The 22,247-nt window shown below is 68.4% G+C and carries 28 protein-coding genes; 7 read left to right on the forward strand and 21 right to left on the reverse strand.

Annotated elements, in window-relative coordinates; translation table 11 throughout:
- Positions 1-4: 4 nt before the first annotated feature.
- Genes TSO5_RS22055 through TSO5_RS22065 form a run of 3 tightly spaced genes read right to left on the reverse strand, consistent with a single transcriptional unit; the run spans position 5 to position 1,905 of the window.
- Positions 5-553, reverse strand: coding sequence for a biotin transporter BioY (locus tag TSO5_RS22055; protein WP_109153630.1), 549 nt, complete (start codon positions 551-553; stop codon positions 5-7).
- Positions 554-580: 27 nt separating this feature from the next.
- The gene (locus TSO5_RS22060) at positions 581-1,231 is read right to left on the reverse strand and encodes an energy-coupling factor transporter transmembrane protein EcfT (protein WP_109153632.1); all 651 of its coding nucleotides are present in this window, start codon (positions 1,229-1,231) and stop codon (positions 581-583) included.
- The gene (locus tag TSO5_RS22065; RefSeq protein WP_109153634.1) at positions 1,231-1,905 is read right to left on the reverse strand and encodes an ATP-binding cassette domain-containing protein; all 675 of its coding nucleotides are present in this window, start codon (positions 1,903-1,905) and stop codon (positions 1,231-1,233) included. The genes TSO5_RS22060 and TSO5_RS22065 overlap by 1 nt, the downstream gene beginning before the upstream one ends.
- Before the next feature lie 173 nt (positions 1,906-2,078).
- Between TSO5_RS22065 and TSO5_RS22070 the strand changes: the two genes are divergently transcribed.
- Together TSO5_RS22070 and TSO5_RS22075 are read left to right on the forward strand one after the other, a co-directional pair.
- Positions 2,079-2,345 carry a type II toxin-antitoxin system prevent-host-death family antitoxin gene (locus TSO5_RS22070; RefSeq protein WP_044552781.1) on the forward strand — a complete coding sequence of 89 codons (267 nt, stop codon included), beginning with the start codon at positions 2,079-2,081 and terminating at the stop codon, positions 2,343-2,345.
- Positions 2,326-2,592 (forward strand): Txe/YoeB family addiction module toxin, encoded by a 267-nt coding sequence (locus TSO5_RS22075; protein ID WP_109153636.1) that lies wholly within the window; start codon positions 2,326-2,328, stop codon positions 2,590-2,592. Before TSO5_RS22070 ends, TSO5_RS22075 begins: the two co-directional genes overlap by 20 nt.
- 54 nt (positions 2,593-2,646) lie before the next feature.
- Here TSO5_RS22075 and TSO5_RS22080 read toward each other — a convergent pair whose 3' ends face one another.
- From TSO5_RS22080 to TSO5_RS22100, 5 genes are all read right to left on the reverse strand, one after another.
- The gene (locus TSO5_RS22080) at positions 2,647-3,474 is read right to left on the reverse strand and encodes an amino acid ABC transporter ATP-binding protein (RefSeq protein ID WP_109153638.1); all 828 of its coding nucleotides are present in this window, start codon (positions 3,472-3,474) and stop codon (positions 2,647-2,649) included.
- Positions 3,474-4,178 (reverse strand): amino acid ABC transporter permease, encoded by a 705-nt coding sequence (locus TSO5_RS22085; protein ID WP_109153640.1) that lies wholly within the window; start codon positions 4,176-4,178, stop codon positions 3,474-3,476. The genes TSO5_RS22080 and TSO5_RS22085 overlap by 1 nt, the downstream gene beginning before the upstream one ends.
- Before the next feature lie 4 nt (positions 4,179-4,182).
- Positions 4,183-4,830 (reverse strand): amino acid ABC transporter permease, encoded by a 648-nt coding sequence (locus TSO5_RS22090; protein WP_109153642.1) that lies wholly within the window; start codon positions 4,828-4,830, stop codon positions 4,183-4,185.
- Between the two features lie 79 nt (positions 4,831-4,909).
- On the reverse strand, positions 4,910-5,758 hold the full coding sequence (locus TSO5_RS22095) for a transporter substrate-binding domain-containing protein (protein ID WP_109153644.1): 849 nt from the start codon (positions 5,756-5,758) through the stop codon (positions 4,910-4,912).
- Between the two features lie 48 nt (positions 5,759-5,806).
- Positions 5,807-6,664 (reverse strand): GntR family transcriptional regulator, encoded by an 858-nt coding sequence (locus tag TSO5_RS22100; RefSeq protein WP_247870889.1) that lies wholly within the window; start codon positions 6,662-6,664, stop codon positions 5,807-5,809.
- A 218-nt stretch (positions 6,665-6,882) separates the two neighbouring features.
- Between TSO5_RS22100 and TSO5_RS22105 the strand changes: the two genes are divergently transcribed.
- From TSO5_RS22105 to TSO5_RS22115, 3 genes are read left to right on the forward strand one after another with little or no spacing between them, the layout of a single operon-like run.
- Positions 6,883-8,208, forward strand: a complete 1,326-nt coding sequence (locus TSO5_RS22105) for a paraquat-inducible protein A (protein ID WP_109153648.1) — start codon at positions 6,883-6,885, stop codon at positions 8,206-8,208.
- Entirely contained in the window at positions 8,201-9,862 is a 1,662-nt protein-coding gene (locus TSO5_RS22110) for an MlaD family protein (protein ID WP_109153650.1), read from the forward strand. The genes TSO5_RS22105 and TSO5_RS22110 overlap by 8 nt, the downstream gene beginning before the upstream one ends.
- A 21-nt stretch (positions 9,863-9,883) precedes the next feature.
- Positions 9,884-10,483 carry a PqiC family protein gene (locus TSO5_RS22115; RefSeq protein WP_109153652.1) on the forward strand — a complete coding sequence of 200 codons (600 nt, stop codon included), beginning with the start codon at positions 9,884-9,886 and terminating at the stop codon, positions 10,481-10,483.
- Between the two features lie 40 nt (positions 10,484-10,523).
- On the opposite strand, the gene TSO5_RS22120 is transcribed toward TSO5_RS22115, so the two are convergent.
- From TSO5_RS22120 to TSO5_RS22145, 6 genes are all read right to left on the reverse strand, one after another.
- A complete protein-coding gene (locus TSO5_RS22120) occupies positions 10,524-11,495 on the reverse strand; it encodes a pyruvate dehydrogenase complex E1 component subunit beta (RefSeq protein ID WP_109153654.1) in 972 nt (323 codons plus the stop codon).
- Positions 11,496-11,511: 16 nt separating this feature from the next.
- Positions 11,512-12,468, reverse strand: coding sequence for a thiamine pyrophosphate-dependent dehydrogenase E1 component subunit alpha (locus tag TSO5_RS22125; protein ID WP_109153656.1), 957 nt, complete (start codon positions 12,466-12,468; stop codon positions 11,512-11,514).
- Between the two features lie 315 nt (positions 12,469-12,783).
- The gene (locus tag TSO5_RS22130) at positions 12,784-13,542 is read right to left on the reverse strand and encodes an ABC transporter permease (RefSeq protein ID WP_282183524.1); all 759 of its coding nucleotides are present in this window, start codon (positions 13,540-13,542) and stop codon (positions 12,784-12,786) included.
- On the reverse strand, positions 13,539-14,483 hold the full coding sequence (locus TSO5_RS22135; RefSeq protein WP_109153658.1) for an ABC transporter ATP-binding protein: 945 nt from the start codon (positions 14,481-14,483) through the stop codon (positions 13,539-13,541). Before TSO5_RS22135 ends, TSO5_RS22130 begins: the two co-directional genes overlap by 4 nt.
- Positions 14,480-15,664, reverse strand: coding sequence for an ABC transporter permease (locus TSO5_RS22140; protein WP_247870890.1), 1,185 nt, complete (start codon positions 15,662-15,664; stop codon positions 14,480-14,482). The genes TSO5_RS22135 and TSO5_RS22140 overlap by 4 nt, the downstream gene beginning before the upstream one ends.
- Positions 15,665-15,673: 9 nt before the next feature.
- Positions 15,674-16,606 (reverse strand): ABC transporter substrate-binding protein, encoded by a 933-nt coding sequence (locus tag TSO5_RS22145; protein WP_109153660.1) that lies wholly within the window; start codon positions 16,604-16,606, stop codon positions 15,674-15,676.
- A 168-nt stretch (positions 16,607-16,774) separates the two neighbouring features.
- Here TSO5_RS22145 and TSO5_RS33000 point away from each other — a divergent pair, with 168 nt between their 5' ends.
- The gene (locus TSO5_RS33000; protein ID WP_169054941.1) at positions 16,775-16,951 is read left to right on the forward strand and encodes a hypothetical protein; all 177 of its coding nucleotides are present in this window, start codon (positions 16,775-16,777) and stop codon (positions 16,949-16,951) included.
- A gap of 26 nt (positions 16,952-16,977) precedes the next feature.
- Here the strand turns inward: TSO5_RS33000 and TSO5_RS22150 are convergent, their stop codons facing one another.
- Positions 16,978-17,538, reverse strand: a complete 561-nt coding sequence (locus tag TSO5_RS22150) for a cysteine hydrolase family protein (RefSeq protein ID WP_109153662.1) — start codon at positions 17,536-17,538, stop codon at positions 16,978-16,980.
- Between the two features lie 134 nt (positions 17,539-17,672).
- On the opposite strand from TSO5_RS22150, the gene TSO5_RS22155 reads away from it, so the two are divergent.
- A complete protein-coding gene (locus TSO5_RS22155; RefSeq protein ID WP_109153676.1) occupies positions 17,673-18,092 on the forward strand; it encodes an Lrp/AsnC family transcriptional regulator in 420 nt (139 codons plus the stop codon).
- Positions 18,093-18,102: 10 nt separating this feature from the next.
- Here the strand turns inward: TSO5_RS22155 and pqqE are convergent, their stop codons facing one another.
- The 6 genes from pqqE to TSO5_RS22185 all read right to left on the reverse strand — a co-directional run bounded on the left by pqqE (position 18,103) and on the right by TSO5_RS22185 (position 22,096).
- Positions 18,103-19,221, reverse strand: a complete 1,119-nt coding sequence (gene pqqE, locus TSO5_RS22160) for a pyrroloquinoline quinone biosynthesis protein PqqE (protein WP_109153664.1) — start codon at positions 19,219-19,221, stop codon at positions 18,103-18,105.
- A 25-nt stretch (positions 19,222-19,246) separates the two neighbouring features.
- Complete coding sequence (gene pqqD / locus TSO5_RS22165; protein WP_109153666.1) at positions 19,247-19,543, reverse strand: pyrroloquinoline quinone biosynthesis peptide chaperone PqqD; 297 nt, start codon at positions 19,541-19,543, stop codon at positions 19,247-19,249.
- Positions 19,540-20,316 (reverse strand): pyrroloquinoline-quinone synthase PqqC, encoded by a 777-nt coding sequence (gene pqqC, locus TSO5_RS22170; RefSeq protein ID WP_109153667.1) that lies wholly within the window; start codon positions 20,314-20,316, stop codon positions 19,540-19,542. The genes pqqD and pqqC overlap by 4 nt, the downstream gene beginning before the upstream one ends.
- A complete protein-coding gene (gene pqqB, locus TSO5_RS22175) occupies positions 20,313-21,245 on the reverse strand; it encodes a pyrroloquinoline quinone biosynthesis protein PqqB (RefSeq protein ID WP_109153668.1) in 933 nt (310 codons plus the stop codon). Before pqqB ends, pqqC begins: the two co-directional genes overlap by 4 nt.
- 87 nt (positions 21,246-21,332) lie before the next feature.
- Positions 21,333-21,506: a pyrroloquinoline quinone precursor peptide PqqA gene (pqqA, locus tag TSO5_RS33400; RefSeq protein ID WP_247870891.1), complete on the reverse strand. Its 174-nt coding sequence runs from the start codon at positions 21,504-21,506 to the stop codon at positions 21,333-21,335.
- 44 nt (positions 21,507-21,550) lie between these two features.
- The gene (locus tag TSO5_RS22185) at positions 21,551-22,096 is read right to left on the reverse strand and encodes a rhodanese-like domain-containing protein (RefSeq protein WP_282183525.1); all 546 of its coding nucleotides are present in this window, start codon (positions 22,094-22,096) and stop codon (positions 21,551-21,553) included.
- Positions 22,097-22,247: the final 151 nt, after the last annotated feature.

Genomic DNA, 22,247 nt, shown 5'->3' on the forward strand with positions numbered 1-22,247 from the left:
ACTCTCAGGCATGGATCGGCAGGATGCCGGCGCGGCGGACGCCCGAGGCGGCGACGGCGGCGACACCGGCCTTGATCAGGTCGCCCGGCACGAAGGCCAGCGAGCCGAACAGCGCCTTCTCGATTGGCAGGCCGGCAACCAGCCACAGCCAGGGAATGCCGCCGGCATAGACGACCAGGATGCCGCCGAGCACGCTGACCGCGAACAGGCGGATCGGGTTGGCATTGGTGGCGAAACGCTCCGCCAGCCAGCCGGTGACGAAGGCGGCCACCGGGAAGGCCAGAACGAAACCGCCGGTCGGCCCCATCAGCACGCCGATGCCGCCGCGCCCGCCGGCCAGCAGGGGCAGTCCGGCCGCGACCAGCAGCACGAACAGCAGGGCGGCGATGCCGCCGCGCTTGGCGCCCAGAATGGTGCCGGCCAGCATGATACCCAGCGTCTGCGCGGTGATCGGAACCGGCAGGAAGCCGAGCGGAATCGGCGGCGCCATGCCAAGCCCGCCCAGCAGGGCGGCGAACAGGGCGCAGAGGACGAGGTCGCGGGTGGACAACATGGCGGACGCTTCCTTCGGCTGGTGTCTTTATCGTTGAGTGCTGTTTTTGGTCTCGGCAACTTCGGTCCCAGCATCGGCCGGGTCGTAGCCGCGCGCTTCCAGTGCGGCGGTCAGATCATCGGCCATGGTGAGGATCTTGACCAGCAGCGGAACGAACAAGGCGGCTATGTTGCGTTCCACGCCGCGGGCGCGCTGGGCCATCCGCACCTCGCGCACCTGCTCGCCCAGCAGCGGGATGAAGCGGATGGTCAGGGCCAGCATCAGCGCCATCTTCGCCGGATTGACCCCGACCGGGCGCAGCAGGCCGAACAGCCGCTCGAACAAATCGACCATGTCCATGACTCGGGTGGTCAGCGTGACCAGCGTCGCCAGCAGGATCAGGGCGGCGAAGCGAGCGACGGCGACGGCCGTTTCCTCCCAGCCGCCGCCGGCCAGCAGGGCTTGGAAGCCGAACAGCAGGGTCAGCATGACGACCGGCGCCCGCAGCTCCGCCAGCACCCGGCCGGCGGGCAGCTTCGCCGCGACAAGCACGGCGGTGCCGATCAGTCCGGCGGCGACTGCTCCCCAGGCACCGGGCAGAGCCAGCACCGCCACCGTCACCAGCAGCAGCCCGCCCAGCTTCGCTCCCGCCGGCAGGCGGTGGATGACCGACTCCCGATGCAGGTAGAGTCCCAGCATCAGCCGAGCCGCTCGATATAGGCCGGCACGGTGACCGCCGGGAGGCCGTCGGCGACGATGCGGCCATCCTCCAGCACCAGCGCCCGGTCGAAATCCCTGACCATGTCGAGGTCGTGGGTGACGACGATCACCGTCTGCGGCAGCCCGCGCAGCAACTCGATCACCTTGCGGCGGTTGCGCAGGTCGAGCAGGGTGGTCGGCTCGTCGAAGATCACATAGGCCGGTTCCAGCACCAGCACACCGGCGATGGCGAGCAGTTGCTTCTCGCCGCCGCTCATCTGGTGGGCCGGCTGGTGGCGGTAGCGGTCGAGGCCGTAACGTTCCAGCGCCCCGGCGACACGGCGGGCGATCTCGTCCTTCGGCAGCTTGCGCGCCTTCAGCCCGAAAGCGATGTCCTCTTCGACTGTCGGATAGACGATCTGGGTGTCGGGATTCTGGAAGACGAAGCCGACCCGCTGGCGCACGGCGCGCCCGTCGCTGCGGGTGTCGAGACCGTCGACGGCGACGGTGCCGTCAGTCGGCAGGATCAGGCCGTTCAGCAGGCGGGCCAGCGTGCTCTTGCCCGAGCCGTTGCCGCCGAGGATGGCGATGCGCCGCTCCCCCAGCCGCAACGACAGGTCGTGCAGGACGGGACGGTCGCCATAGGCGTGAGTGACGGACCGGAGTTCGATCATCGACGGGGGGGCGAGCTTTCGCGTTGCAGTTCTGTTGCGCGTGCGAAAGGTTCTTAGCGGGTTTGCGGGCGGGGTGCCATAGGGGAGCGTGCTACGGCAGCTCCGACTTGACGTCTGTCCATATTTCTGTACATAGTGTGATACCCCACCCGCATACGGCCAAGTACTTCGATATGGGACACATCAGCTACACCGACCTCAGAAACAATCTTGCCAGTGTGATGGACGAGGTCTGTGACAGCCGCGCACCGTTGACCGTCACCCGTCAGAAGGGACGGTCGGTGGTGATGATTTCCGAGGAAGAGTTCGAAGGGTTGATGGAGACGCTTCATCTCCTGAAAAGCCCCAAGAACGCGGAACGGCTGCTCAAGGGCATCGCCCAACTTGATGCTGGCAAAGGTATCGAGCGAGACATTCTGAATGAAGAAGGTTTGGACTGACGGCGCTTGGGAGGATTACTTATACTGGCAGAAAAACGACCGGGCCGTGTTGAAGAAGGTCAACGACCTGATCCGCGACACGGAACGAAACCCTTTTTCAGGGTTGGGCAAGCCTGAACCATTGAAGGAGGGGCTTTCCGGCTGGTGGTCGCGCCGCATCACGGGCGAACATCGGCTGGTCTATCGGGTGACCGGAAGCGGCGACACCCAGGCACTCGAAATCCTCGCCTGCCGGTATCATTATTGAGCCGCCATGAAGGCCGCCCCCTGTGGGCGGCCTTTCTTCATCGGCGAGCGGGGATCAGAAGCTGTTCCGCTCGTGGTAGGTCTGCAAAAACTGCTGCACCCGCGGTTCCGTGGATTCGTGGAAGACCTCGCGCGGGGTGCCGAAGGCGGCGATGCGGCCACGGTCGAGGAAGGCGACCTTGTCGGCGACGTTGGCGGCGAATCCCATTTCGTGGGTCACCACCACCATGGTCATGCCGTCGGCCGCCAGATCGCGCATCACCTGCAGCACCTCGCCCACCAGTTCGGGGTCGAGCGCCGAGGTTGGCTCGTCGAACAGCATCAGGTGGGGTTCCATCGCGATGACGCGGGCGATGGCGACGCGCTGCTGCTGGCCGCCGGACAGGCGGGCAGGGTAGCTGTCGGCCTTGGCGGCCAGACCCACGCGGTCCAGCATCCTGCCGGCATGCGCCGCAGCCGACGCCTTGTCCATGCCGCGGACCTGCACCAGCGCCTCCGCCACATTCTCCAAGGCGGTCATGTGGGGCCACAGGTTGAACTGCTGGAACACCATGCCGACGTTGCGGCGCAGGCTGCGCAGGTCACGGTTTGACTGGCGGCGGCGCGGCGTGTCCTCGGTATAACCGACCAGCGTGCCTTCGATGCGGATCTCGCCGCGGTCGTAGACCTCCAGGAAGTTGACGCAGCGCAGAAGCGTGCTCTTGCCCGATCCGCTGGGGCCGATCAGGCAGACGACCTCCGACTTGTTGACCGTCAAGTCGATGTCGCGCAGCACCTCGTTGGTGCCGAAGCTCTTGCCGACGCCGCGGATCGAGACCATCGGCACGGCATCGCCGGCGGTCGGGGTGCGCGACGGGGTGGCGGTTTGGGAAACGGCGGTCATCACGCCCTCGCGGTTGCGGTCTCGGTCGACGACCCCTGCGGCGAGGCATGGGTCAGGAAACGGGTGACGCGCGCCTCCAGCCGGCGGCCCAGGCGCGACACCACCTCCACCAGCAGCCAGTAGAACAGCGCCATCCCAACGATGGTCTCGAAGGTGGCGAAGGTCTCCGCCGCCATCGTCTGCATCTCGTACATCAGTTCCGGAACGGTGATGATCGACAGCACCACCGTCTCCTTGGTCAGGATCGCCATCATGTTGACGATGGCCGGGATGGTCGAAACCAGCATCGCCGGTACGATCACCCGGCGCAGGATGGAGCCGTAGGACATGCCGAGGCTGAGCGCCGCCTCCACCTGTCCTTTCGGCACCGCCTGATAGCCGGCGCGGAAGATCTCGGCGAAGTAGGCGCTGCCGTAGATGCCGAGGCCGAGGATGCCGGCGGTCGTCGCCTCCAGCCGCAGGCCGATGGACGGGCCGCCGCTGTAGAGCAGGAACAGCTGGATCAGGAAGGGCGTGCCGCGGATCACCTCGATATAGGCGCGGATGACCCAGCGTAGCGGCTTCACCGGCACTTGCCGCAGCAGCATCAGCACGAAGCCCAGCACCATGCCGATGAGGCAGCCGGCGCCCCAGCACAGGATGGTGACGCCGAAGCCGCGCAGCAGCGCCGGGCCGTACTGGACGAGAAGGGAAAGGTCCAACATCGGGTCAGGCCTGTTGCAGGCGGCGTTCGACCAGCGTGCCGAACAGGGCCAGCGCGCCGTTGATCGCCAGATAGATGAGGCCGGCCGCCAGATAGATCTCCAGCGGGCGGTAGTTGCTGGCCGAAATGGTCTGGCTGGTCCGCGTCAACTCCGCCACCCCGACGACAGAGATCAGCGAGGACGCCTTCAGCAGCAGGATCAACTCGTTGACCAGGGCGGGAACCGAGATGCGGAAGGCCTGCGGCAACAGGATGCGCGTCCAGATCGACTGGGCGGGGAAACCCAGCGCCAGCGCCGCTTCCGATTGGCCGTGCGGGACGGCGTTCAGGGCGCCGCGGTAGATCTCCGACACATAGGCGCCGGACGCGAGACCGAGCGCGGCGACGGAGGCGACCAGCGGCGGCACGTCGATGCCGATCAGCGGCAGCATGTAGTAGATCAGCAGCAGTTGGATCAGCAGCGGCACGCCGCGGAAAAAGCTGACATAGACGCCGCCGGCCATGTCGGCCGCCCGGCCGCCGGACTGGCGCGCGACGCAGACGACGACACCGATCACCTGCCCCAGCAGCACGCCGAGCAGCGAGACCCAGATGGTCGTGACGGCCGCCCCCAGCAGATAGGGAAGGGCGTCGATGATGACGCTGAACTTCATCGAGTGGGCCTTTGATTACGGCGGAGCCGCGACCTATCCCCTCTCCCCGGGGGGGAGAGGGGGTATTCCGCATCCTGTCTTACAGCTGCGGTTCCGGAACGGTGGTCGGCAGTTCCTGCGAGACGGCGAACCACTTCTTCTGGATGGTCGCCATGCGGCCGTCCTTCTGGATCTTCACGAGCGCGGCGTTGACCGCCTCAATCAGGCTCTTGTCGTTCTCGTCCAGGCGGCCGACCCAGGAGAAGTAAGAGGGCTTGCCGAAGGGCGGCAGGACGACCGCGAAGGTGTCCTTGCGCTTGGATGCTGCGAAGTTCAGGTTCGGCAGCGAGTTGACCGAGGCGTCGACGCGGCCGGCGGCCAGATCGGCGTAGGACTGGTTGCTGTCGACATACTCACGCACGTCCGGCGGGGTCGGCAGGGTCTGGCCGTATTCCTTCAACTGGGCCAGCTGCGAGGTGCCCTTGCCGCCGCCGACCTTCTTGCCGGCGATGTCCTCCGGCTTGTTAATGGTCTTGTCATCGGCGCGCTTCATCAGGGCGGCGGTCGCTTCCGAAATCGGAACGGTAAAGGCATAACGCTTCATGCGCTCCTTCGTGATGGTGACCGGGGCGATGACCAGATCGAACTTCTTGGCTTCCAGGCCGGGCAGCACGCTGGTCCAGGGCAGGTCCATGTACTTGGCCTTGACGCCCAGCTCCTTCGCCACCTCGTCGATCAGGTCGCGGTCGACGCCCTTGTATTCGTTGTTCTCGAGGAAATCGAAGGGCGGGAACTGCATCTCGGTGGCGACGGTCAGGACGCCCGCCTTCTTCACGTCGGCCAGCGTGTCGGCCATCGCCGTGCCGGCGGCGGCACCGGCGACCAGCATCGTGGCGCCCAGCAGCGCCGCCTTGACCATCGTCCGAACCATAGCCTTGCTCTCCATCATGAACAGACCCCCTGTTGCGGCCGGCGGCTGTCGCCGGTCCTTTTGTGTTTACAAATTCAACTCTGTCGCGCTGTCCGTGATCGACGACCCGCTGAGGCTGAACCGGTCGCCCACCGACAGGAAATGCACCAGCGTCACCGGCCGGCTGAGATGCATGGTCTGCCGCCTGATCGACAGGCAGGCCGTGCCGGCCTCCACCCCCAGCAGTGCCGCCATCTCCGCCGTGGCGTTGACCGCCCGCACGGTATGGTCGGCCGACGACCAGGGAACCCGGTCGACCAGCCAACGGCTGGGTGCCACGACGTCGAACGGTTCGTCAATCACCTCCGGCACGACGTCGAGGTTGACGAGGCGGCGTTCGTGCTGGATCGGCGTCCCATCGCTGAAATGCAGGCATTCAAGCGTCAGGATCGGCGTTCCGTCGGGCAGGTCCGGCCAGCGGATGCCTTCGCCGTTGCGAAGGCTCCTGCGGTCGCGGATGCGGAATTCGTAGACACGCCCCTCCCGCGCAACCACATCGCCGATGTCCTCGATGGGCAGGGCGAAGCGGTCGCGGCGGCTGGTGGCGACGAAGGTGCCGGCGCGGCGGCGGCGGACCAGGAATCCCTCCCGCGCCAGCAGGGCAATGGCCTTGTGCACGGTCTGGCGGGAGACGCCATAGAGGCTCGACAGTTCCGCCTCGTTGGGAAGCCGCTGGCCGGCCTGCCAGCGTCCGCGCAGGATCTGGCCGGCGACGGCGCGCTTGATCTGGTCGAACAGGGGGCCGCGGCCGTCCAGGGCACCATCCAGCGAGCCGCCGGGGCTGCTGTCCAGGGTCAGGCCGTCCTGCACCGGATCGCCCGGCTGGGAAGCCGGTCCGTCACCGCGGTCCTGTCCGGTCAGGCCTTGCCGTACCAACCCCTGCACCCCGCTCTCCGCGCCGCGTTGCGATGTGACGTTTCGGCGATAATGTATGTACATAATCTTTCGGTCAATCGCGAATTCCCGGACTTGGTCCTGGCCTGTTGTCCACCATGCTGCGATGCGGCGGATTTCTGCTTATCCGCTTCGCAAGGGCTTGCGCATCCGCTCAAAAAAGCCAATTGGAGAGCGGGTTTCGCTGTGTTGAAGGTTCGAGTGCGTGCATGTCGGTCGGATTGGGCAAGGAAGGGTTGAGGGGGCCGGTGGCGGAGGTGCGTGACGATCTCGTCGCCTGCCACGACTGCGGACGCCTGCACCGCATCCGCCTGCCGGCACCGGGCCGCCGGGCCGAATGCACCCGCTGCGGGGCGGTGCTGTTCCGGCACACCAGGGGCGGGCTGCACCATGCTCTGCCGGTGGCGGTCGCCGGCGCCCTGCTGCTGCTGCTGATCGTCGCCAACCCGCTGATGGGCGTGAACATCCAGGGCAACGACCGGACCAGCCTGGTCGTCACCGGGGTCGAAACGCTGGCGGACCAGGGCATGTGGCCGCTGGCGCTGCTGGTCGGTGCATTGGTGCTGGCCGCCCCCTTCGCCCGCAACATGGCGGTGATCGCCGTTCTGCAGCGCCTGCACGAAGGGCGCCCGCCCACCCATGTGCGGGAGACGGCGCGCCTGTTCGCCTGGGCCGAGCGGCTGCGGCCCTGGGCGATGCTGGACGTGTTCCTGCTGGGGCTCCTGGTCGGCTATTCGCGGCTGAAGGGCTTCGCCAATGCCGAATTCCTGTCCGGCGGGCTGGCGCTGGGCGGCTTCGTGCTGGTCCGCACGCTGATGGACCTGTCGCTCGACAGCCGCCGGATCTGGCAGGCCATCGACCATGTGCCGCCGTCCGGCGCTCCGGCGCCGGCGCGCTGGGTCGCCTGCACCGTCTGCCAGCGGATCCATGGCTGCGACCATGGTCCGGCGCCGGAGCGCTGCACCCGTTGCCACAGCCGCCTGCATCCGCGCGAGCCGAACAGCCTGGAGCGCACCGCCGCCCTGGTGACGGCCGGCGCGGTCCTTTACATCCCGGCCAACCTGCTGCCGGTGATGACCGTCATCAATTTCGGCCAGGGCGCCCCCAGCACCATCCTCAGCGGCGTGCACGAGTTGGCGGAAGCCGGGTTGTGGCCGCTGGCCATTCTGGTCTTCGTCGCCAGCGTCGCCGTGCCGGTGTTGAAGCTGGCGGGGCTCGGCTGGTTCCTTCTGGCCGCGTGGCGGCGTTCGGCCGCGAGGCTGCATGCGCGGACGCGGCTGTACCGTATCATCGACGCCATCGGGCGCTGGTCCAACATCGATGTGTTCATGATCGCCATCCTCACGGCCCTGGTGCAGTTCGGCGCCGTCGCCTCCGTCCGCGCCGACCCCGGTGCTGTCGCCTTCGCCTCCGTGGTCGTGCTGACCATGCTGGCGAGCCATGTCTTCGACCCGCGCGTGATGTGGGACCGGGCGGAGGAGGGCGCACCCGATCCGGCTCCCGACGAACGGGCGGGGGTGGCGCGGCATGGCTGACGAGACTCCGGGCGGCCATCCGCCAGAGGTCGCGACGCCGACGCGTCGGCGGCTGTCGCCCTTATGGATCCTGCCGCTGGTGGCGGTGCTGATCGCCGGCTGGCTCGGCTGGCGCTGGTACGAGGAGCGCGGGCCGCAGATCGTCATCACCTTCCAGTCCGGCGACGGGCTTGAGGCCGGACGCACCCGCATCAAGCACAAGAACGTCGATCTGGGCGTGATCGAATCGGTGCGGCTGTCCGACGACCTGTCGCAGGTGATCGCCACCGCCCGCATGGACCGCACCGCCACCCGCCACCTCAAGGAGGGCACCCGATTCTGGATGGTGGCGCCGCGCCTCAGCCTGGGCGGGGTGTCGGGGCTCAGCACCGTGGTGTCCGGCACCTATGTGGAGATGGAACCGGGCGGCGGCGACGATCGGCGGGAGTTCGACGCGCTGGACGAGCCGCCGGTCATCCGCGCCGACGTGCCGGGGCGCAGCTTCAACCTGAAGACAGAACAGCTGGGGTCGCTGGCCCAGGGCTCCCCCGTCTATTTCCGCGGCGTCCAGATCGGCGAGGTGATGGGCTACAACCTGTCGCCGCAGGACCGCACGGTGTCGGTGTCGGTCTTCGTCCGCGCGCCTTACGAGGAGCTGGTGCATGAGGGAAGCCGCTTCTGGCGATCGTCGGGGATCCAGTTCTCCGCTGGGGCCGACGGCATCAAGTTCCAGACCGAATCGCTGAAGTCGCTGGCGCTGGGCGGCGTCGTTCTGGAAACCCCGCCCGATCCGGAGGCCGGGGAGCAGGCCAAGGACTGGGACACCTTCACGCTCTACGAGGATCAGGCGTCGGCTGCGGCTGCGCGCGATCGGCTGCGCGTGCGCTACCGGCTGGAATTCGCGGGCTCGGTGCAGGGGCTGCAGGCCGGCGCGCCGGTGCTGATGCGCGGCCTGACCGTCGGTCACGTCGCCGCCGTTCGGCTGGAGTATGACGAGAAAAAGCAGGAACTGCACATTCCCGTCGACATCGACATCGAACCCGATCTGGTCGCCCGGACCTATGCCGTGATCGACGGCAAGCCGATGGACGAGGCGGCGGTGCGCAAGCTGGTCGCCACCCAGGTGACCAAGGGGCTGCGTGGCCGGCTGGCGTCCGGCAATTTGCTGACCGGGCAGAAGCTGGTGTCCTTCGACTACGAGCCCGGCAACCCGCCGACGGCGCCGGGGACCGAGCGGTCGGACCTGCCCACCGTCGCCTCCAGCGACATCGACTCCCTGACCCGGTCGGCCGGGCAGGTGATGGACAAGGTGGCGGCGCTGCCGCTCGACGCGCTGCTGGCCGATCTGCGCGGCACCTTGCAGTCGATCAGCGGTGTCGCCGGCTCGCCGGACCTCGCGCGCTCGCTGGCGGCACTCGCCAAGGCGCTGGGCAGCGCCGATGCGTTGATGCGCGACGCCGACCGGCAACTGCCGCAGTTGGTGAAGAGTCTGCGCGGCGTGGCGACCGCGGCCCAGGGCACGTTGAACAGCGCCAACGGGCTGCTGGGCGGCGGGGGCGGGCAGGCCGATCTGGCCGGCGTGATGCGGCAGCTGAACGACGCCGCGCGGTCCTTCCGCGTGCTGGCCGACTATCTGGAACGCCACCCGGAGGCGCTGCTTCGGGGCAAGAGGTAACGGAATGGGGAGGAAGGGGTGATGGATTGGGTGCGCGGATTGCGGAACGCCGCGCTGGCGATGCCGCTTCTCGTGCTGGCGGCCTGCCAGTCGACGCCGGAGAGCCGGCTCTACACGCTGGCGGTGGTGCCGCCCGCCGGCACGGCGCAGCCCGCCCGGTCCGCGCCGCAAATCCTGGCGTTGGGGTCGCTGGATCTGCCGATGCTGATCGACCGGCCGCAGATCGTCCGCCGGATCGACGGCAACCGGGTGGAGGCGCTGGAGTTCGACCGCTGGGCCGAACCGCTGGCCGATGGGCTGCGCTCCACGCTGGCCGGCGACCTGTCGGCGCGTCTGCCGGGCACGACGGTGCTGCCTATGGCCGGAAGCAGTGTGGCGGAGGGCACGGCGGTGCTCGCCGTCACCGTGCTGCGCTTCGACGCCGACGCCACCGGCCGGGTGGTTCTGGATGCGCAATGGAGCCTGTCGCCGGGCAGCGGTTCCGGCGGACGCAGGAGCGGCCCGACGCGCGAGACCGTTGAGGTGCCGTCCGCCGGTACCGGACCCGATGCCCAGGTCCGGGCGATGAGCCAGGCCGTGGGCACGCTGGCCGACCGCATCGCCGCCGGGGTGCGGCGCTGACCTTACGGCCGGCGCCACATCCCGCACCCGGTCCGCGCAATCAGGCGGTCGCCGGTTCGGCCATCAGCGAGCGGACCGCGGCGACCACCGCATCGGCCTGCGGCACGAAGGCCTGCTCCAGCGGGAAGCTGGCCGGGGCCGGCGCGTCCGGGCCGGTCAGGCGCAGGACCGGTGCCCGCAGGCTGGCGAACGCCTTTTCCGCCACCAGGGCGGCGATTTCCGCACCGACGCCGCACAGGCGGCTCGCCTCATGCACCACCACCAAGCGGCCGGTCTTGGCGACGGAGCGCAGGATGGCGTCCTCATCCAGCGGCTTCAGGCTGCGAAGGTCGATCACCTCCGCATTGACGCCGGCGGCGGCCAGCGTGTCGGCGGCGGCCATGCAGGTGCCGACCGTCTTGGCGTAGGAGACCAGCGTCACGTCGCGGCCCTCGCGCCGTACCGCCGCCTTGCCCAGCGGGATGGCGTCGGCATCCTCCGGCACCTCGCCGGCGCTGTAGCCGAGCGCAATATCGGCGAAGACCAGAACCGGGTTGTCGTCGCGGATCGCCGATTTCATCAGTCCCTTGAAGTCGGCGGGGGTGGAGGGCATGACGATCTTCAGGCCGGGGCTGTGGACGAACCAGCTTTCGACATTGTGGTTGTGCTGGGCGCCGACACCCCATCCGGCGCCGGTCATCGCCAGCACCACCATCGGAAACTTGAACTGTCCGCCGGAGATGTAGCGAAGCTTGCCGGCGCTGTTGACGATCTCGTCCATCGCATAGCAGAGGAAGGGGGCGAACAGCAGGTCCACCACCGGGCGCAGGCCGGTGGCGGCGGCCCCGGCGGCGGTGCCGGCGATGATGCCCTCCGCCAGCGGGGTGTTGCGGACGCGGGCGGCGCCGAATTCCGCCAGCAGGTCGTGGCGCTTGGTGGCGACGCCCTCGCCGAAGATCATCACGGTGGGATCGAGCTGCATCTCTTCGGCCAGGGCGGCGGAGATCGCGTCGTTGACGGTCATGGTGGTCATGATGGTGGGCCTCCGCTCAGGCGTAGACGTCGGTGGTCAGGGCATCGAGGCCCGGATAGGGGCTGGCGTCGGCGAAGGCGGTCGCGGCCTCCATCGCTGCGCGGACGCGGGCTTCGATGGCGGCGACACCGTCGGCGGTCAGGCGGCCTTCGCGTTCCAGCCGGGCGCGCAGGCACAGGATCGGGTCACGGTCGCGCCAGTGGGCCAGCTCGGCCTTGTCGACATAGCCCTGGTCGTCCGGCTCGAAATGGCCGCGCAGGCGGTAGGTCATCGCCTCCAGCAGGAAGGGCTTGCCGGTGCGGCGGATGGTGTTGATGGCGGTGCTGGCGGCATCGAACACCCCCAGCGGGTCGTTGCCGTCGACCACCGCGCTCTCCACCCCCAGCGCCGCCGCCTGACCGGCGATGCCGTCGGCCAGCATCGTCTCCTTGCGGTGGACGAAGGCCTGCCACTGGTTGTTCTCGCAGACATAGAGGATCGGCAGCTTCCACACCGCGGCGAGGTTCAGCGATTCCTGGAAGCGCCCTTCGGTGGCGGCCCCGTCGCCGAAGAAGCAGGCGACGATGCCCGGCTTGCTCAACATCGTCCGCGACAGCCCGACGCCGGTCGCCAGCGCCAATTCGCCGCCGACGATGGTGGAGGTCAGCACGACGCCCAGTTCCTTGGCGGAGATGTGCAGCGACCCGCTCTTGCCGCCGCAATAACCGTCCTGCTTGCCCATCACCTCGGCCAGCATGCGGCCGGGATCGGCGCCGCGGGCCAGCAGATGGCCGGCGCTGCGGTGGTTGGTCAGGATCAGGTCGTCGGCGGTCAGGGCCGAGACGACGCCGACGGCCGGCGCCTCCTGCCCGACCGAAGTGCAGGTCCCGGCGGCGCGCCCGCGGCCGTGCAGGTCGATCAGCGTTTCTTCATAGGCCCGGATCAGCATCATGCGTTCCAAGGCCTGGACGGGGTCCAGTGGACGAATGGTCATGGTGGCGGTCTCCCTGAATTGGGGGCCGTCCGGATGCGTGCTTGCCAATTTGCCTTATCCCGGTGCCCCCTCCCCAACCCTCCCCCGCTTCGCGGGAGAGGGAGTTAAGTCCAAGAGCGGCGGAGTTCCCTCTCCCGCAAAGCGGGGGAGGGTTAGGGAGGGGGGAAGCGGCGATGTTGCATTCCGAACGGCCTGTGTTCGGAAGCGACCATAAGCGCGCTAATCGGCTTTCGGGTACTAACTGTTTCTTACCGGAATGCTAAAAGAATATTAAGTGTCTCACGCAAGATAACTATCTGAAATATCGCGGCTTTTTCAGCGTTGCGACCAGCGTGCCAGCCATCCGGCCAGACGGTCGAATCCGGCATCGATCACCACGGCAAGCGCGGCAACGATCAGGGCGCCCTGGATGACGTAGGCCTGATTGGATCCGTTCAATCCGACGATGATGGGCAGGCCGAGGGTCTTGGCGCCGACGGTCGACGCGATGGCGGCGGTGCCGACATTGATGATGACGGCGGTGCGCACGCCGGCCAGGATCACCGGGGCGGCCAGCGGCAACTCCACCCTGAACAGCACCTCCGCCGGTCCCATGCCAAGGCCGCGGGCGGAGTCCAGCACCGCGGCCGGAACGCCGTCCAGCCCGGCCACCGTGTTCTCCACCACCGGCAGCAGGGCGTAGAGCGTCAGCGCGATCAGCGCCGGCTCCGCCCCGAAGCCCATCACCGGCACGGCCAGCGCCAGCACCGCCACCGGCGGAAAGGTCTGGCCCATGGTGGCGACGGTTTCCAGCAGGCCGCGGAACTCCCGCCCCCACGGGCGGGTGACAGCGATGCCGGCCCCGCCGCCGAGCAGGATCGCGGCGAGGCTGGAGATGCCGACCAGCGCCATGTGGTCGAGCGTCAGGCGGACGAAGCTCTCCGCCTCGTACAGCGGGCGGTCCAAGCCGGGATAGAGCGTGGCGAACAGCGGCTTCAGCGAGGGCATGCCCAGCACCAGCGCCACCAGCGCCACCAGAGCCAGCATCAGGCGGTCGGTCAGAAGCTCGCGCGGGGCCATGCCGGCGACGGTCATGCCGTTCCACCCGCGTCGGGACGCACGAGGTCGGACAGGTGCAGCACGCCGGCCGGCCGGCCGTCGCCATCCACCACCGGCAGCCGTTCGGTGCCGCGGGCGACCATCTCCGACAGGGCGCGGTGCAGCGGGGTCTCGGCAGCCAGCGGTTCGCCGGCCGCGCTTTCCTGCCGGCGGGCGCGGTCGCCGACCGTCTCCACCGCCAGCCGCTTCAAGCCCCATTCCTCGCGCCCGACGAGGTCGCGCACCAGCGGGCTGGCCGGGCGGGTCAGGATGTCGAGCGGTGTGGCGCATTGGATCAGCCGGCCGTGGTCCATCACTGCGATGCTGTCGCCCAGCCGCAAGGCCTCGTCCATGTCGTGGGTGACGAAGACCACGGTGGTGCCGGTGCGGCGATGGATGGCCGACAGCTCCGTCTGCAGGCTGGCGCGGGTGATGGGGTCGAGCGCGCTGAACGGCTCGTCCATCAGCAGGATGCGCGGTTCCGCCGCCAGCGCGCGGGCGACGCCGACGCGCTGCTGCTGCCCGCCGGAGAGCTGGTGTGGATAGGCGCCGCGGTAACGCCGGGGGTCGAGGTTCAGCAGTTCCAGCAGCTCGGTCACGCGGTCGCGGATGCGCGCCTTGGGCCAGCCGAGCAGTCCGGGGACGGTGGCGATGTTGCGCTCCACCGTCCAGTGCGGGAACAGCCCGACCGACTGGATGACGTAGCCCATGCGCCGGCGAAGCTCCTCCGGCTTCAGGGAGGCGATGTCCTCACCGTCGATGCGGATGGCGCCCTCGTCGGCCGGGATCAGCCGGTTGATCATCCGCAGCACCGTCGATTTGCCGGAGCCGGACGGCCCGATCAGCACGCGGAACTCCCCCTCCGCCACGGTGAAGGATACGGCATCCACTGCCGTCCAGGAGCCGAAGCGCTTGGTCACGCGCTCGAAGTCGATCATGGCGCACTCCTTCCCGGCAGAACGCCGATACGGTGGGTGGCGGCGGCGATGCCGATAGACAACAGGGCGTCGGCAGCCACCGCCAGCAGAATGACGGGAACGGCCCCCAGCAGCACGAGGTCCAGCGCGTTGGCGAAAAGCCCCTGGAACATGATGGCACCCAGCCCGCCGGCGCCGATCAGCGCCGCCACCGCCGCCAGCCCGACCGCCTGGACCACAGTGATGCGCAATCCCGACAGGAAGACCGGCAGAGCCAGCGGCAGGTCGACGCGCAGGAAGATCTGGCGCGGCGTCAACCCCATGCCTCTCGCGGCCTCCCGCACCGGGGCGGGTACGCCGTCGAGCCCGACCGCGGTGTTGCGCACGATCGGCAGCAGTGAATAGAGCGTCAGCGCGATCACCGCCGGCAGCGGACCGACCCCGCTGATCCCCGAACCCGGCAGCATAGTGCCGAGCGCGGCCAGCGGCGCCATCAGCAGCCCGAACAGGGCGATGGACGGCACCGTCTGCACCACATTCAGGATCGGGAACACCGCACGCCCGACCGCCTGCACCCGGTGCGCGGCGACGCCCAGCGGTATGCCGATCAGCAGCGTCGGGACCAGCGCCGCCACTACCAGCATGGCATGGCGCAGCACGGCGTCGGCGAACACCTCACGCCGGTTGGCGTATTCCTTGAGGATCGACAGCGCATCGAGATGGCCGGAGACCAGTTGCAGCGCCACCAGCCCCGCGATCGCCGCGCCCACCGCCATCCGGCCGACGGCACCCAACCCCATCCGACGCGCGGCATCGACCGCCGCCAGCAGACCCGCTGCCGCCATCACCCAGAAGCCAGACGCGAAGGAGGTTCGCGCCGCCGCCGATGCCCCCTGCGCCAGCGCCGCCGCCTGGGCGCCCGCCAGCCAGACCAGTCCGGCCGTGAACAGCCCGCCGGCCGCGACGGTCAGCCCGAGGCCGAAGCGGCTGGGCCGCAGGAAGGGCGTTGCCAGCAGGACCAGCCCCGGCAGCAGGGCCGCCATTCCGCCAAGTCCCTGCACCGCATTCCACAGCGGAACCGGCCGGCCGGACAACAGCCGGTTGGGCGCGAAGCCGAGGAACGGCAAGGTGACGGCGCCGACCAGAGCGGCCAGAGCCATTAGCAAGGCGACGCGGTTGTGCAGGCGCAGGCGGCTGGTCACGTCGTCGGCTTACTTCAGGAAGCCCTTGGACTTCAGATAGTCGGTGGCGACCTGCTTCTGGTCCTGCCCGTCCACCGAAATCTTGGCGTTCAGACCGCGCAGCGTCTCGGCATCCAGGCTGGCGAAGACCGGGTTCAGCAGGTCGGCGATCTTCGGGTTGGCGGTCAGCACCGAGGCACGGACGGTCGGCGCCGGCTCATACACCATCTGCGCGCCCTTGGTGTCGGCTAGCACGACGAGGTCGAGGGCCGCGATGGCGCCGTCGGTGCCGTAGACCATGGCGGTGTTGACGCCGGAGGTCTGTTCCGCCGCCGCACGGATGGTCGCGGCGGTGTCGCCGCCGGCCAGCACGAGCATCTGGTCGGGCTTCAGCGTGAAGCCGTAGGTCTGCTGGAAAGAGGGCAGGGCGGCCGGGCTTTCCACGAACTCGGCCGATGCGGCGACCTTCGCCTTGCCGCCGCCGCCGACCCATTTTGCGAAATCCTCCATCGTCTTCAGCTTGTTGGCGTCGGCCACGTCATGGCGGACGGCCAGCGCCCAGGTGTTGTTGGCGGGGGCCGGCTTCAGCCAGACGATGTCGTTCTTCTCCTTGTCGAGCTGGCGGACCTTGTCATAGCCGGCGCCGGCCTTTTTCCAGACCGGATCGCTGTCGATGTTGAAGAAGAAGGCGCCGTTGCCGGTGTATTCGGGATAGATGTCGATCTCACCGGACAGCAACGCGCCGCGTACGATCTTGGTCGGACCCAGCTGGATCTTGTTCTCCGTCGGGATGCCGTTGGCCTGCAGCACCTGGAGGATCATGGTGCCGAGCAGTCCGCTTTCCGCGTCCAGCTTCGACCCGACGCGAACGGCGTCCGCCGCCTGCGCCGTACCGGCGACCAGCCCGAATGCCAGCACCGCCGCCCCCATGATGGCGCGGCCCTTGTTGAAGATCGTGAACACCCCTGAACCTCCCCCTGAAAGTATTGGGGAAAGGATGGGTGACGGCGCCGCTTACGGCAAGCCGCGCTTTTCGTCTGTCCGATCCCGGATATGCGATTCAGCCTATTCCCCGGAGGAACTTCCCATTGCCGGGGACTGTTGAGCGGGAAACTGCGACAGGAGGACCCGATGTCCCAAGGCGACAAGGACAAATACACCGACAAGCAGAAGCGCAAGGCCGAGCATATCGAGGAAGGTTACGAAAAGCGCGGTGTCTCCCACGACGAGGCCGAACGGCGGGCCTGGGCGACCGTCAACAAGCAGGACGGCGGCGGCAAGAAAGGGGGATCGGGCGACAAGGCCTGAACGGTCGTCGCCCGACACGCCCTAAGCTACAGGCTTTCGATGATTGCGGCGGTGGTGGTCACCTCGCAGAATTCATAGCGCAGCGTGGCGACATGGACGGCGTGGACCTGCTCCGCCGGGATCGTCCCGCCCTGGCCGTCCGGCAGTTCGAAACAGTCGCAGGCGTCGCTGACCAGCGTGATCGGCCAGCCCATGTTGGCGCCGGTGCGGATCGTGGTCGAAACGCACATGTCGGTCGAGATGCCGAGCACCACCAGCCGTTCGATGCCGAGCCGGCGCAGCCGCAAATCCAGATCGGTGCCGATGAAGGCCGAATTGACGCTCTTGCTGACCACCGCCTCAGTGCCCAGCGGCTCGAATCCCTCGCGGAAGCGGTTGCCGGGCTGGCCAACGCGAAGGGTGGAGGCCGGCTCCGCCGAATCGTGACGCACATGGATGACCGGTCGGCCACTGCGCCGCCAGGCTTGAAGAAGGCGCAGGCCGTTGTGATCGGCCGCGCGGTTCCAGCGCCGCGGCCAGGAGGGCTCGTCAAAGGCGCGCTGCATATCCACCAGCAGCAGAAGCGAGGCGTCCGGTAGCAAGGTCATTGGATACTCCGTGCAAATCGTCCATGGTCCCTGTCCGCTAAGTTCCGCCGAAAGGCTGCCGGTTGCAGCCCGGCAAGATGCCGGCCGACCGGCATTTCGCCGCCGGGCGCGGGTGTGGGGGTGTGGGGTCGGGGATGGACGAGAAGGACAGGCTTCTGCTGACGGCCTTGCGCAGGGACGCCCGCCGCACGCTGGTGGCGCTGGCCCGCGATGTCGGGCTGTCGCGCAGCGCCACCCAGGAACGTCTGGACCGGCTGCTGAAGTCGGGCGTCATCCGGGGCTTCACGACCGTAGAGGACGGCCCGGCCGCCGACGGTGTCGCTGCCTATTTCCTGCTGCGCCACGAGGCCGGGCGGAGCTGTGCCCAGCTGGTTCCCAAGCTGCGGCGGATCCCCGGCATCGTCGCGATGGATGCGGTGGCCGGGGCCATCGATCTGGTCATCCGGGCGGAAGCGCCCGACATTCGCGGAATCGAGGCGATCCGCGCCGCCATCGCCGGGCTGCCCGGCGTGGCCGACGTGACGACGCAGATGGTGCTCGAACGGTTCCTATAGAGACGGGAGGTCAGGCGCCGCGATAGGTCCAATCGCTGTCCAGAGCGGCGGCATCGCGGTCGCGCAGCACCGCCACGTCGGCATGGGCCGGTGACAGCTCGCACACCGGGTCGGTCGCATCGGCGCTACCGGCAAGCGCCAGTGCCTGACAACGGCAACCGCCCCAATCCTCTTCCTTGTGGTCGCAGGATTGGCAGGGCTCCGGCATCCAGTCGGTGCCGCGGTAGCGGGTGAAGGCCGGGCCGTCGCGCCAGATCTCGGACAGGCTGCGGTCGTGCACCGTCTCGAACTCCATCCCCGGAATCGTTTCCGCCGCATGGCAGGGCAGGACCCGGCCGCGCGGGTTCACGTTCATGAAGCGGCGCGCCCAGCCACCCATGCAGCTTTTCGGCCGGCGGGCGTAATAGTCGGGCACGACGTAATCGACCACGATCCGGCCGGCCAGTTCAGGCAGCCGGGCACGCACCGCGGCGTCCATCGCCAGCAGTTGCTCGCGCGACGGCATCAGCGCTGCGCGGTTGGCGAGCGCCCAGCCGTAATACTGCACGTTGGCGATCTCGATCCGCCCGGCGCCGAGGTCCATCGCCAGATCGATGACATCGTTCACCCGGTCGATGTTGTGGCGATGCAGCACCGCATTGATGGTCAGCGCCAGACCCTGGCGGACAACCGCCCGTGCGACCTCCAGCTTCTTCGCATGGCCGCCCTTGAAGCCGCCGACGCGGTCGGCCCCGATGGCTTCGGAGTCCTGCAGGCTGATCTGCACATGCTGAAGCCCGGCCTGCTGCAACCGCTCCAGCCGCGGTTGGTCGAGCAGCACGGCCGAGGTGATGAGATTGCTGTAGAGCCCGATCTCCGTCGCGTGGGCGACCAGCTCCTCCAGATCCTTGCGGACGCAGGGTTCTCCGCCGGAGAAATGGACCTGCAGCGCGCCGACGTCGGCCGCCTCGTCCAGCACGCGCTTCCAGGTGGCGGTGTCCAGCTCGGCGCTGGCGGGGTCGAGCGCCACCGGGTTGGAGCAGTAGGGGCAGCGCAGCGGGCAGCGGTGCGTCAGCTCCATCAGCACGGCGAAGGGCGGGGCCGGTTCGGCATTGGACGCGGTGGCGAAGGCGGGCAGGGCGCAGCTCATTGAACGGTCCTCCTGGGGACGCCTCTCATGCGACGACATAGCCCTTGTTGCGCAGGTCGGTCAGCATCTCCAGCACGTCTGCGGCGACCTCGGTGCGCGGGGCATCATATTCCACGGTCAGCTGGTCGATGCCGGCCGCCACGTCGGCGATCTCCGGCCCGACGCAGGCGCGGACAATCGCCAGCGCCATTTCGTCCAGCACCAGAAGCCGCTCCGGCCCCATCAGCATCCACTGGTCGCGGCGGCGGTCGTTGCGCAGCATGACGCCGGGGGCCAGCCGCAGCCGGTCGGTCTCGGCAACGTGGGGGGCGATCGCGTTCACCGGCTGTACCGCGTCGGTTCCATGTCCGCCGGCACGAAGGCGCCGGGCGGGATCAGGTTGGGGGTGACATAGGCATGGTGCAGGGCGTCCAGCTGCGCCCACAGCAGCTCCGTCTTGAAGCGCAGGGCGCGCAGGCACTGCCGCTGCTGTTCTGCTGTATGGGCATTGGTCAGCACATAGTCCAGCCCGAACTCCACGTCGCGCGGCGCCTCGTCCAGACGCTTGCGGAAGTAGGACAGCGTGCTGTCGTTGGCGAAGGCATAGTTCTGCTCGAAGCCGGCGATGCGCTCGCGGTGGATCGACGGCGCGAACAGCTCGGTCAGCGAGGACGCCACCGCCTCCAGCAGCGAATGGTCCCGGACGAAATTGACATAGGCGTCCACCGCGAAGCGGGTGGCGGGCAGGATGCCTTCCAGCGACTTCACATAGTCGCGATCCAGCCCCAGCCCGTCGGTCAGCCGCAGCCAGCGTTCGATGCCGCCGACCTTGGTCTCGTCCAGTTCGCCGGTCTGGGTCAGCCCGTCATGATCCAGCACGCGCTGCATCCAGGCGCGGCGCAGCGCCGGGTCGTCCATCCGCGACATGATGGTCAGATCCTTGCGCGGGATCGACACTTGGTAATAGAAGCGGTTCAGCGCCCAGGCCTGGATCTGCCCCTTCTGCAGCTTGCCGCCGTGGAGCAGCTGATGGAACGGGTGAAGGTCGTGATACTGCCGCTCGCCGATGGCATAGAGGGCGGCGCGGAACTCCTCGCGGGACATCACTTCAGTCATAGGGTCAGCTCCAGCCCATCATGGGCGATGCGCCAGCCGGCCGCCTCGGCCTCCGCCCGTTCGGGCGAATCCTCCAGCAGGGCGGGGTTCGTGTTGTTGATGTGGATGTAAATCTTGCGGCCGACGTTCAGCGGCGCGAAGGCGGCCATGCTGCCAGCATGCCCCGACATCGGCATATGGCCCATCCGCGCCGCCGTCTTGATGCCGGTGCCGCTGCGGATCATCTCGTCGTCGGTCCAGGTGGTGCCGTCGAACAGCACCAGCGGCGCACCGAACAGCCGGTCGGCCAGCCAGTCCGGCATCCCGGCGCAGCCGGGGATGTAGAAGAAGCCGTCGCTGGAACCGTCGGTCGGACGGATGCGCAGCGCCACCGTGTCCTCGGCGACGGAACCGAAGCCGGGGCCGGCCGATGCATCCTCCAGATAGAGCGCCACCTTGCCCGGCACCGCGAACGCCTCGACCTCCAGCCCCAGCGGGCGGCCGTCGGCGCCGGCGGGCTGGAAGGGCTGACCCAGTGCCATCGGCCGGCGGGCGACCAGTTCCGGGTTCAGCACGTTGAAGACGCTGTTGGCGGCCAGCACGCCATGGACGCGCGGCGTGGCATAGACGGCGAAGGGGTGGGATTCTCGCAGGGTCAGCAGCCCGGCGACATGGTCGATGTCGGCGTTGGTCAGCAGGGCCGCGCTGATCGGATTGCCGCGCAAGGCCCCTTGGGGATGAAGCTGCGGGCTGGCGAGCAACTGCGCGCCGAGGTCGGGCGAGGCGTTCAGCAGCAGCCAGCGTTCGCCGTCGGCGGTGACCGCGAGCGACGATTGGGTGCGCGGCTTGGCCGCCGGGTCGCCGGAACGGGCACGGCGGCATCCCTCGCAGGCGCAGTTCCATTGCGGGAAGCCCCCGCCGGCCGCCGAACCGAGTACGAGAATCTTCATGGCCACCGTCTTATGCACGGTCTTGAAAGAGAAGGGCCGGGGAAGAGGATGTCACGCCGTGGCTTCCCCGGTCCCATATCGTCCGGCTTACAGGCCGGCGCAGGCGTAGGCGTTGATCTCGGTGCCGACGGCGATCTCGGTGGTCTTGGGTTTGCGCCAGGTCTTCATCGCGTGATACTCCTGCTTGCTGACTGTTGCTGACCATGATGGTTGGCAAGATGAAGAGTAGCGGTCCGGGGCGGCCGACCGCCATGCTACCATGGTGTAATCCGCCACCTCTTTCGGCGCCGGACCTCTTCCGGCCGTCAGGGCGCGCCGGTAGCCGGCGGCGGCAGCGGATGCGCCTCCTCCGTTGGAAGACCGGCCTCCATCCAGCCGTCGATGCCCGTCGGGTACCAATGGACCCGGGCATATCCAAGCAACACCGCCCGCTTGGCCGCGTTCCACGACAGCCAGCAATCGGACAGGCAGTAGAACAATAGATCACGCGCCCGGTCGCCGCCGGTCAGGCGGTTCAGATGGGATTCGAACCAGCCGAGCGTCGCCGCGTCCGGTGTGCCGACGCCGACATTGGGCAGCCAGACGCTGCCGGGGATCTGCCGGTAGGGCTTCGATTGCAGCCAGGGACCGCCGGGCAGCGTGCTGCGCTCCAGCCGCTGGACGAAGATCGGGACGACGTGGCCTCGTGACAGCAGGGACTGGACGGCGGGGGTATCGACCGTTTCGGCTCCGGCGACGCCGTCCGGCGTGGGGGAGCGATAGTCGGACAGGCGATAGCCGTCGGGCTGCGGCACACCGGCGGCGAGGGCAGGGGTTGTGAGGAGCGTGAGGGCGAGGAGGAGAGTGGCGATTTTTGGGAGGTTTCGCCCCCTCCGGCTTGGCCCCCTCCCCGACCCTCCCCCGCTACGCGGGAGAGGGAACTCCGCAGCTTTGCCACCTAACTCCCTCTCCCGCAAAGCGGGGGAGGGTCGGGGAGGGGGCAGCACTGACCCAATCCAGACT

The organism is Azospirillum sp. TSO5 (assembly GCF_003116065.1).
Classification (GTDB): Bacteria; Pseudomonadota; Alphaproteobacteria; order Azospirillales; family Azospirillaceae; genus Azospirillum.

Bases quoted from the DNA above. Each gene is read 5' to 3' on its own strand.
- TSO5_RS22095 (WP_109153644.1), bottom strand. From the start codon at position 5,758: ATGATGGAGAGCAAGGCTATGGTTCGGACGATGGTCAAGGCGGCGCTG.
- TSO5_RS33000 (WP_169054941.1), top strand. From the start codon at position 16,775: ATGTCCCAAGGCGACAAGGACAAATACACCGACAAGCAGAAGCGCAAG.
- TSO5_RS22125 (WP_109153656.1), bottom strand. From the start codon at position 12,468: ATGACCATTCGTCCACTGGACCCCGTCCAGGCCTTGGAACGCATGATG.
- pqqA (WP_247870891.1), bottom strand. From the start codon at position 21,506: ATGGTAGCATGGCGGTCGGCCGCCCCGGACCGCTACTCTTCATCTTGC.
- TSO5_RS22075 (WP_109153636.1), top strand. From the start codon at position 2,326: ATGAAGAAGGTTTGGACTGACGGCGCTTGGGAGGATTACTTATACTGG.
- pqqE (WP_109153664.1), bottom strand. From the start codon at position 19,221: ATGAGCTGCGCCCTGCCCGCCTTCGCCACCGCGTCCAATGCCGAACCG.
- TSO5_RS22120 (WP_109153654.1), bottom strand. From the start codon at position 11,495: ATGACCACCATGACCGTCAACGACGCGATCTCCGCCGCCCTGGCCGAA.
- TSO5_RS22060 (WP_109153632.1), bottom strand. From the start codon at position 1,231: ATGCTGGGACTCTACCTGCATCGGGAGTCGGTCATCCACCGCCTGCCG.
- pqqC (WP_109153667.1), bottom strand. From the start codon at position 20,316: ATGACTGAAGTGATGTCCCGCGAGGAGTTCCGCGCCGCCCTCTATGCC.
- TSO5_RS22055 (WP_109153630.1), bottom strand. From the start codon at position 553: ATGTTGTCCACCCGCGACCTCGTCCTCTGCGCCCTGTTCGCCGCCCTG.
- TSO5_RS22115 (WP_109153652.1), top strand. From the start codon at position 9,884: ATGGATTGGGTGCGCGGATTGCGGAACGCCGCGCTGGCGATGCCGCTT.
- TSO5_RS22085 (WP_109153640.1), bottom strand. From the start codon at position 4,178: ATGTTGGACCTTTCCCTTCTCGTCCAGTACGGCCCGGCGCTGCTGCGC.
- TSO5_RS22110 (WP_109153650.1), top strand. From the start codon at position 8,201: ATGGCTGACGAGACTCCGGGCGGCCATCCGCCAGAGGTCGCGACGCCG.
- TSO5_RS22080 (WP_109153638.1), bottom strand. From the start codon at position 3,474: ATGACCGCCGTTTCCCAAACCGCCACCCCGTCGCGCACCCCGACCGCC.
- TSO5_RS22150 (WP_109153662.1), bottom strand. From the start codon at position 17,538: ATGACCTTGCTACCGGACGCCTCGCTTCTGCTGCTGGTGGATATGCAG.
- TSO5_RS22065 (WP_109153634.1), bottom strand. From the start codon at position 1,905: ATGATCGAACTCCGGTCCGTCACTCACGCCTATGGCGACCGTCCCGTC.
- TSO5_RS22070 (WP_044552781.1), top strand. From the start codon at position 2,079: ATGGGACACATCAGCTACACCGACCTCAGAAACAATCTTGCCAGTGTG.
- TSO5_RS22135 (WP_109153658.1), bottom strand. From the start codon at position 14,483: ATGATCGACTTCGAGCGCGTGACCAAGCGCTTCGGCTCCTGGACGGCA.
- TSO5_RS22105 (WP_109153648.1), top strand. From the start codon at position 6,883: ATGTCGGTCGGATTGGGCAAGGAAGGGTTGAGGGGGCCGGTGGCGGAG.
- pqqB (WP_109153668.1), bottom strand. From the start codon at position 21,245: ATGAAGATTCTCGTACTCGGTTCGGCGGCCGGCGGGGGCTTCCCGCAA.
- TSO5_RS22130 (WP_282183524.1), bottom strand. From the start codon at position 13,542: ATGACCGTCGCCGGCATGGCCCCGCGCGAGCTTCTGACCGACCGCCTG.
- TSO5_RS22090 (WP_109153642.1), bottom strand. From the start codon at position 4,830: ATGAAGTTCAGCGTCATCATCGACGCCCTTCCCTATCTGCTGGGGGCG.
- TSO5_RS22155 (WP_109153676.1), top strand. From the start codon at position 17,673: ATGGACGAGAAGGACAGGCTTCTGCTGACGGCCTTGCGCAGGGACGCC.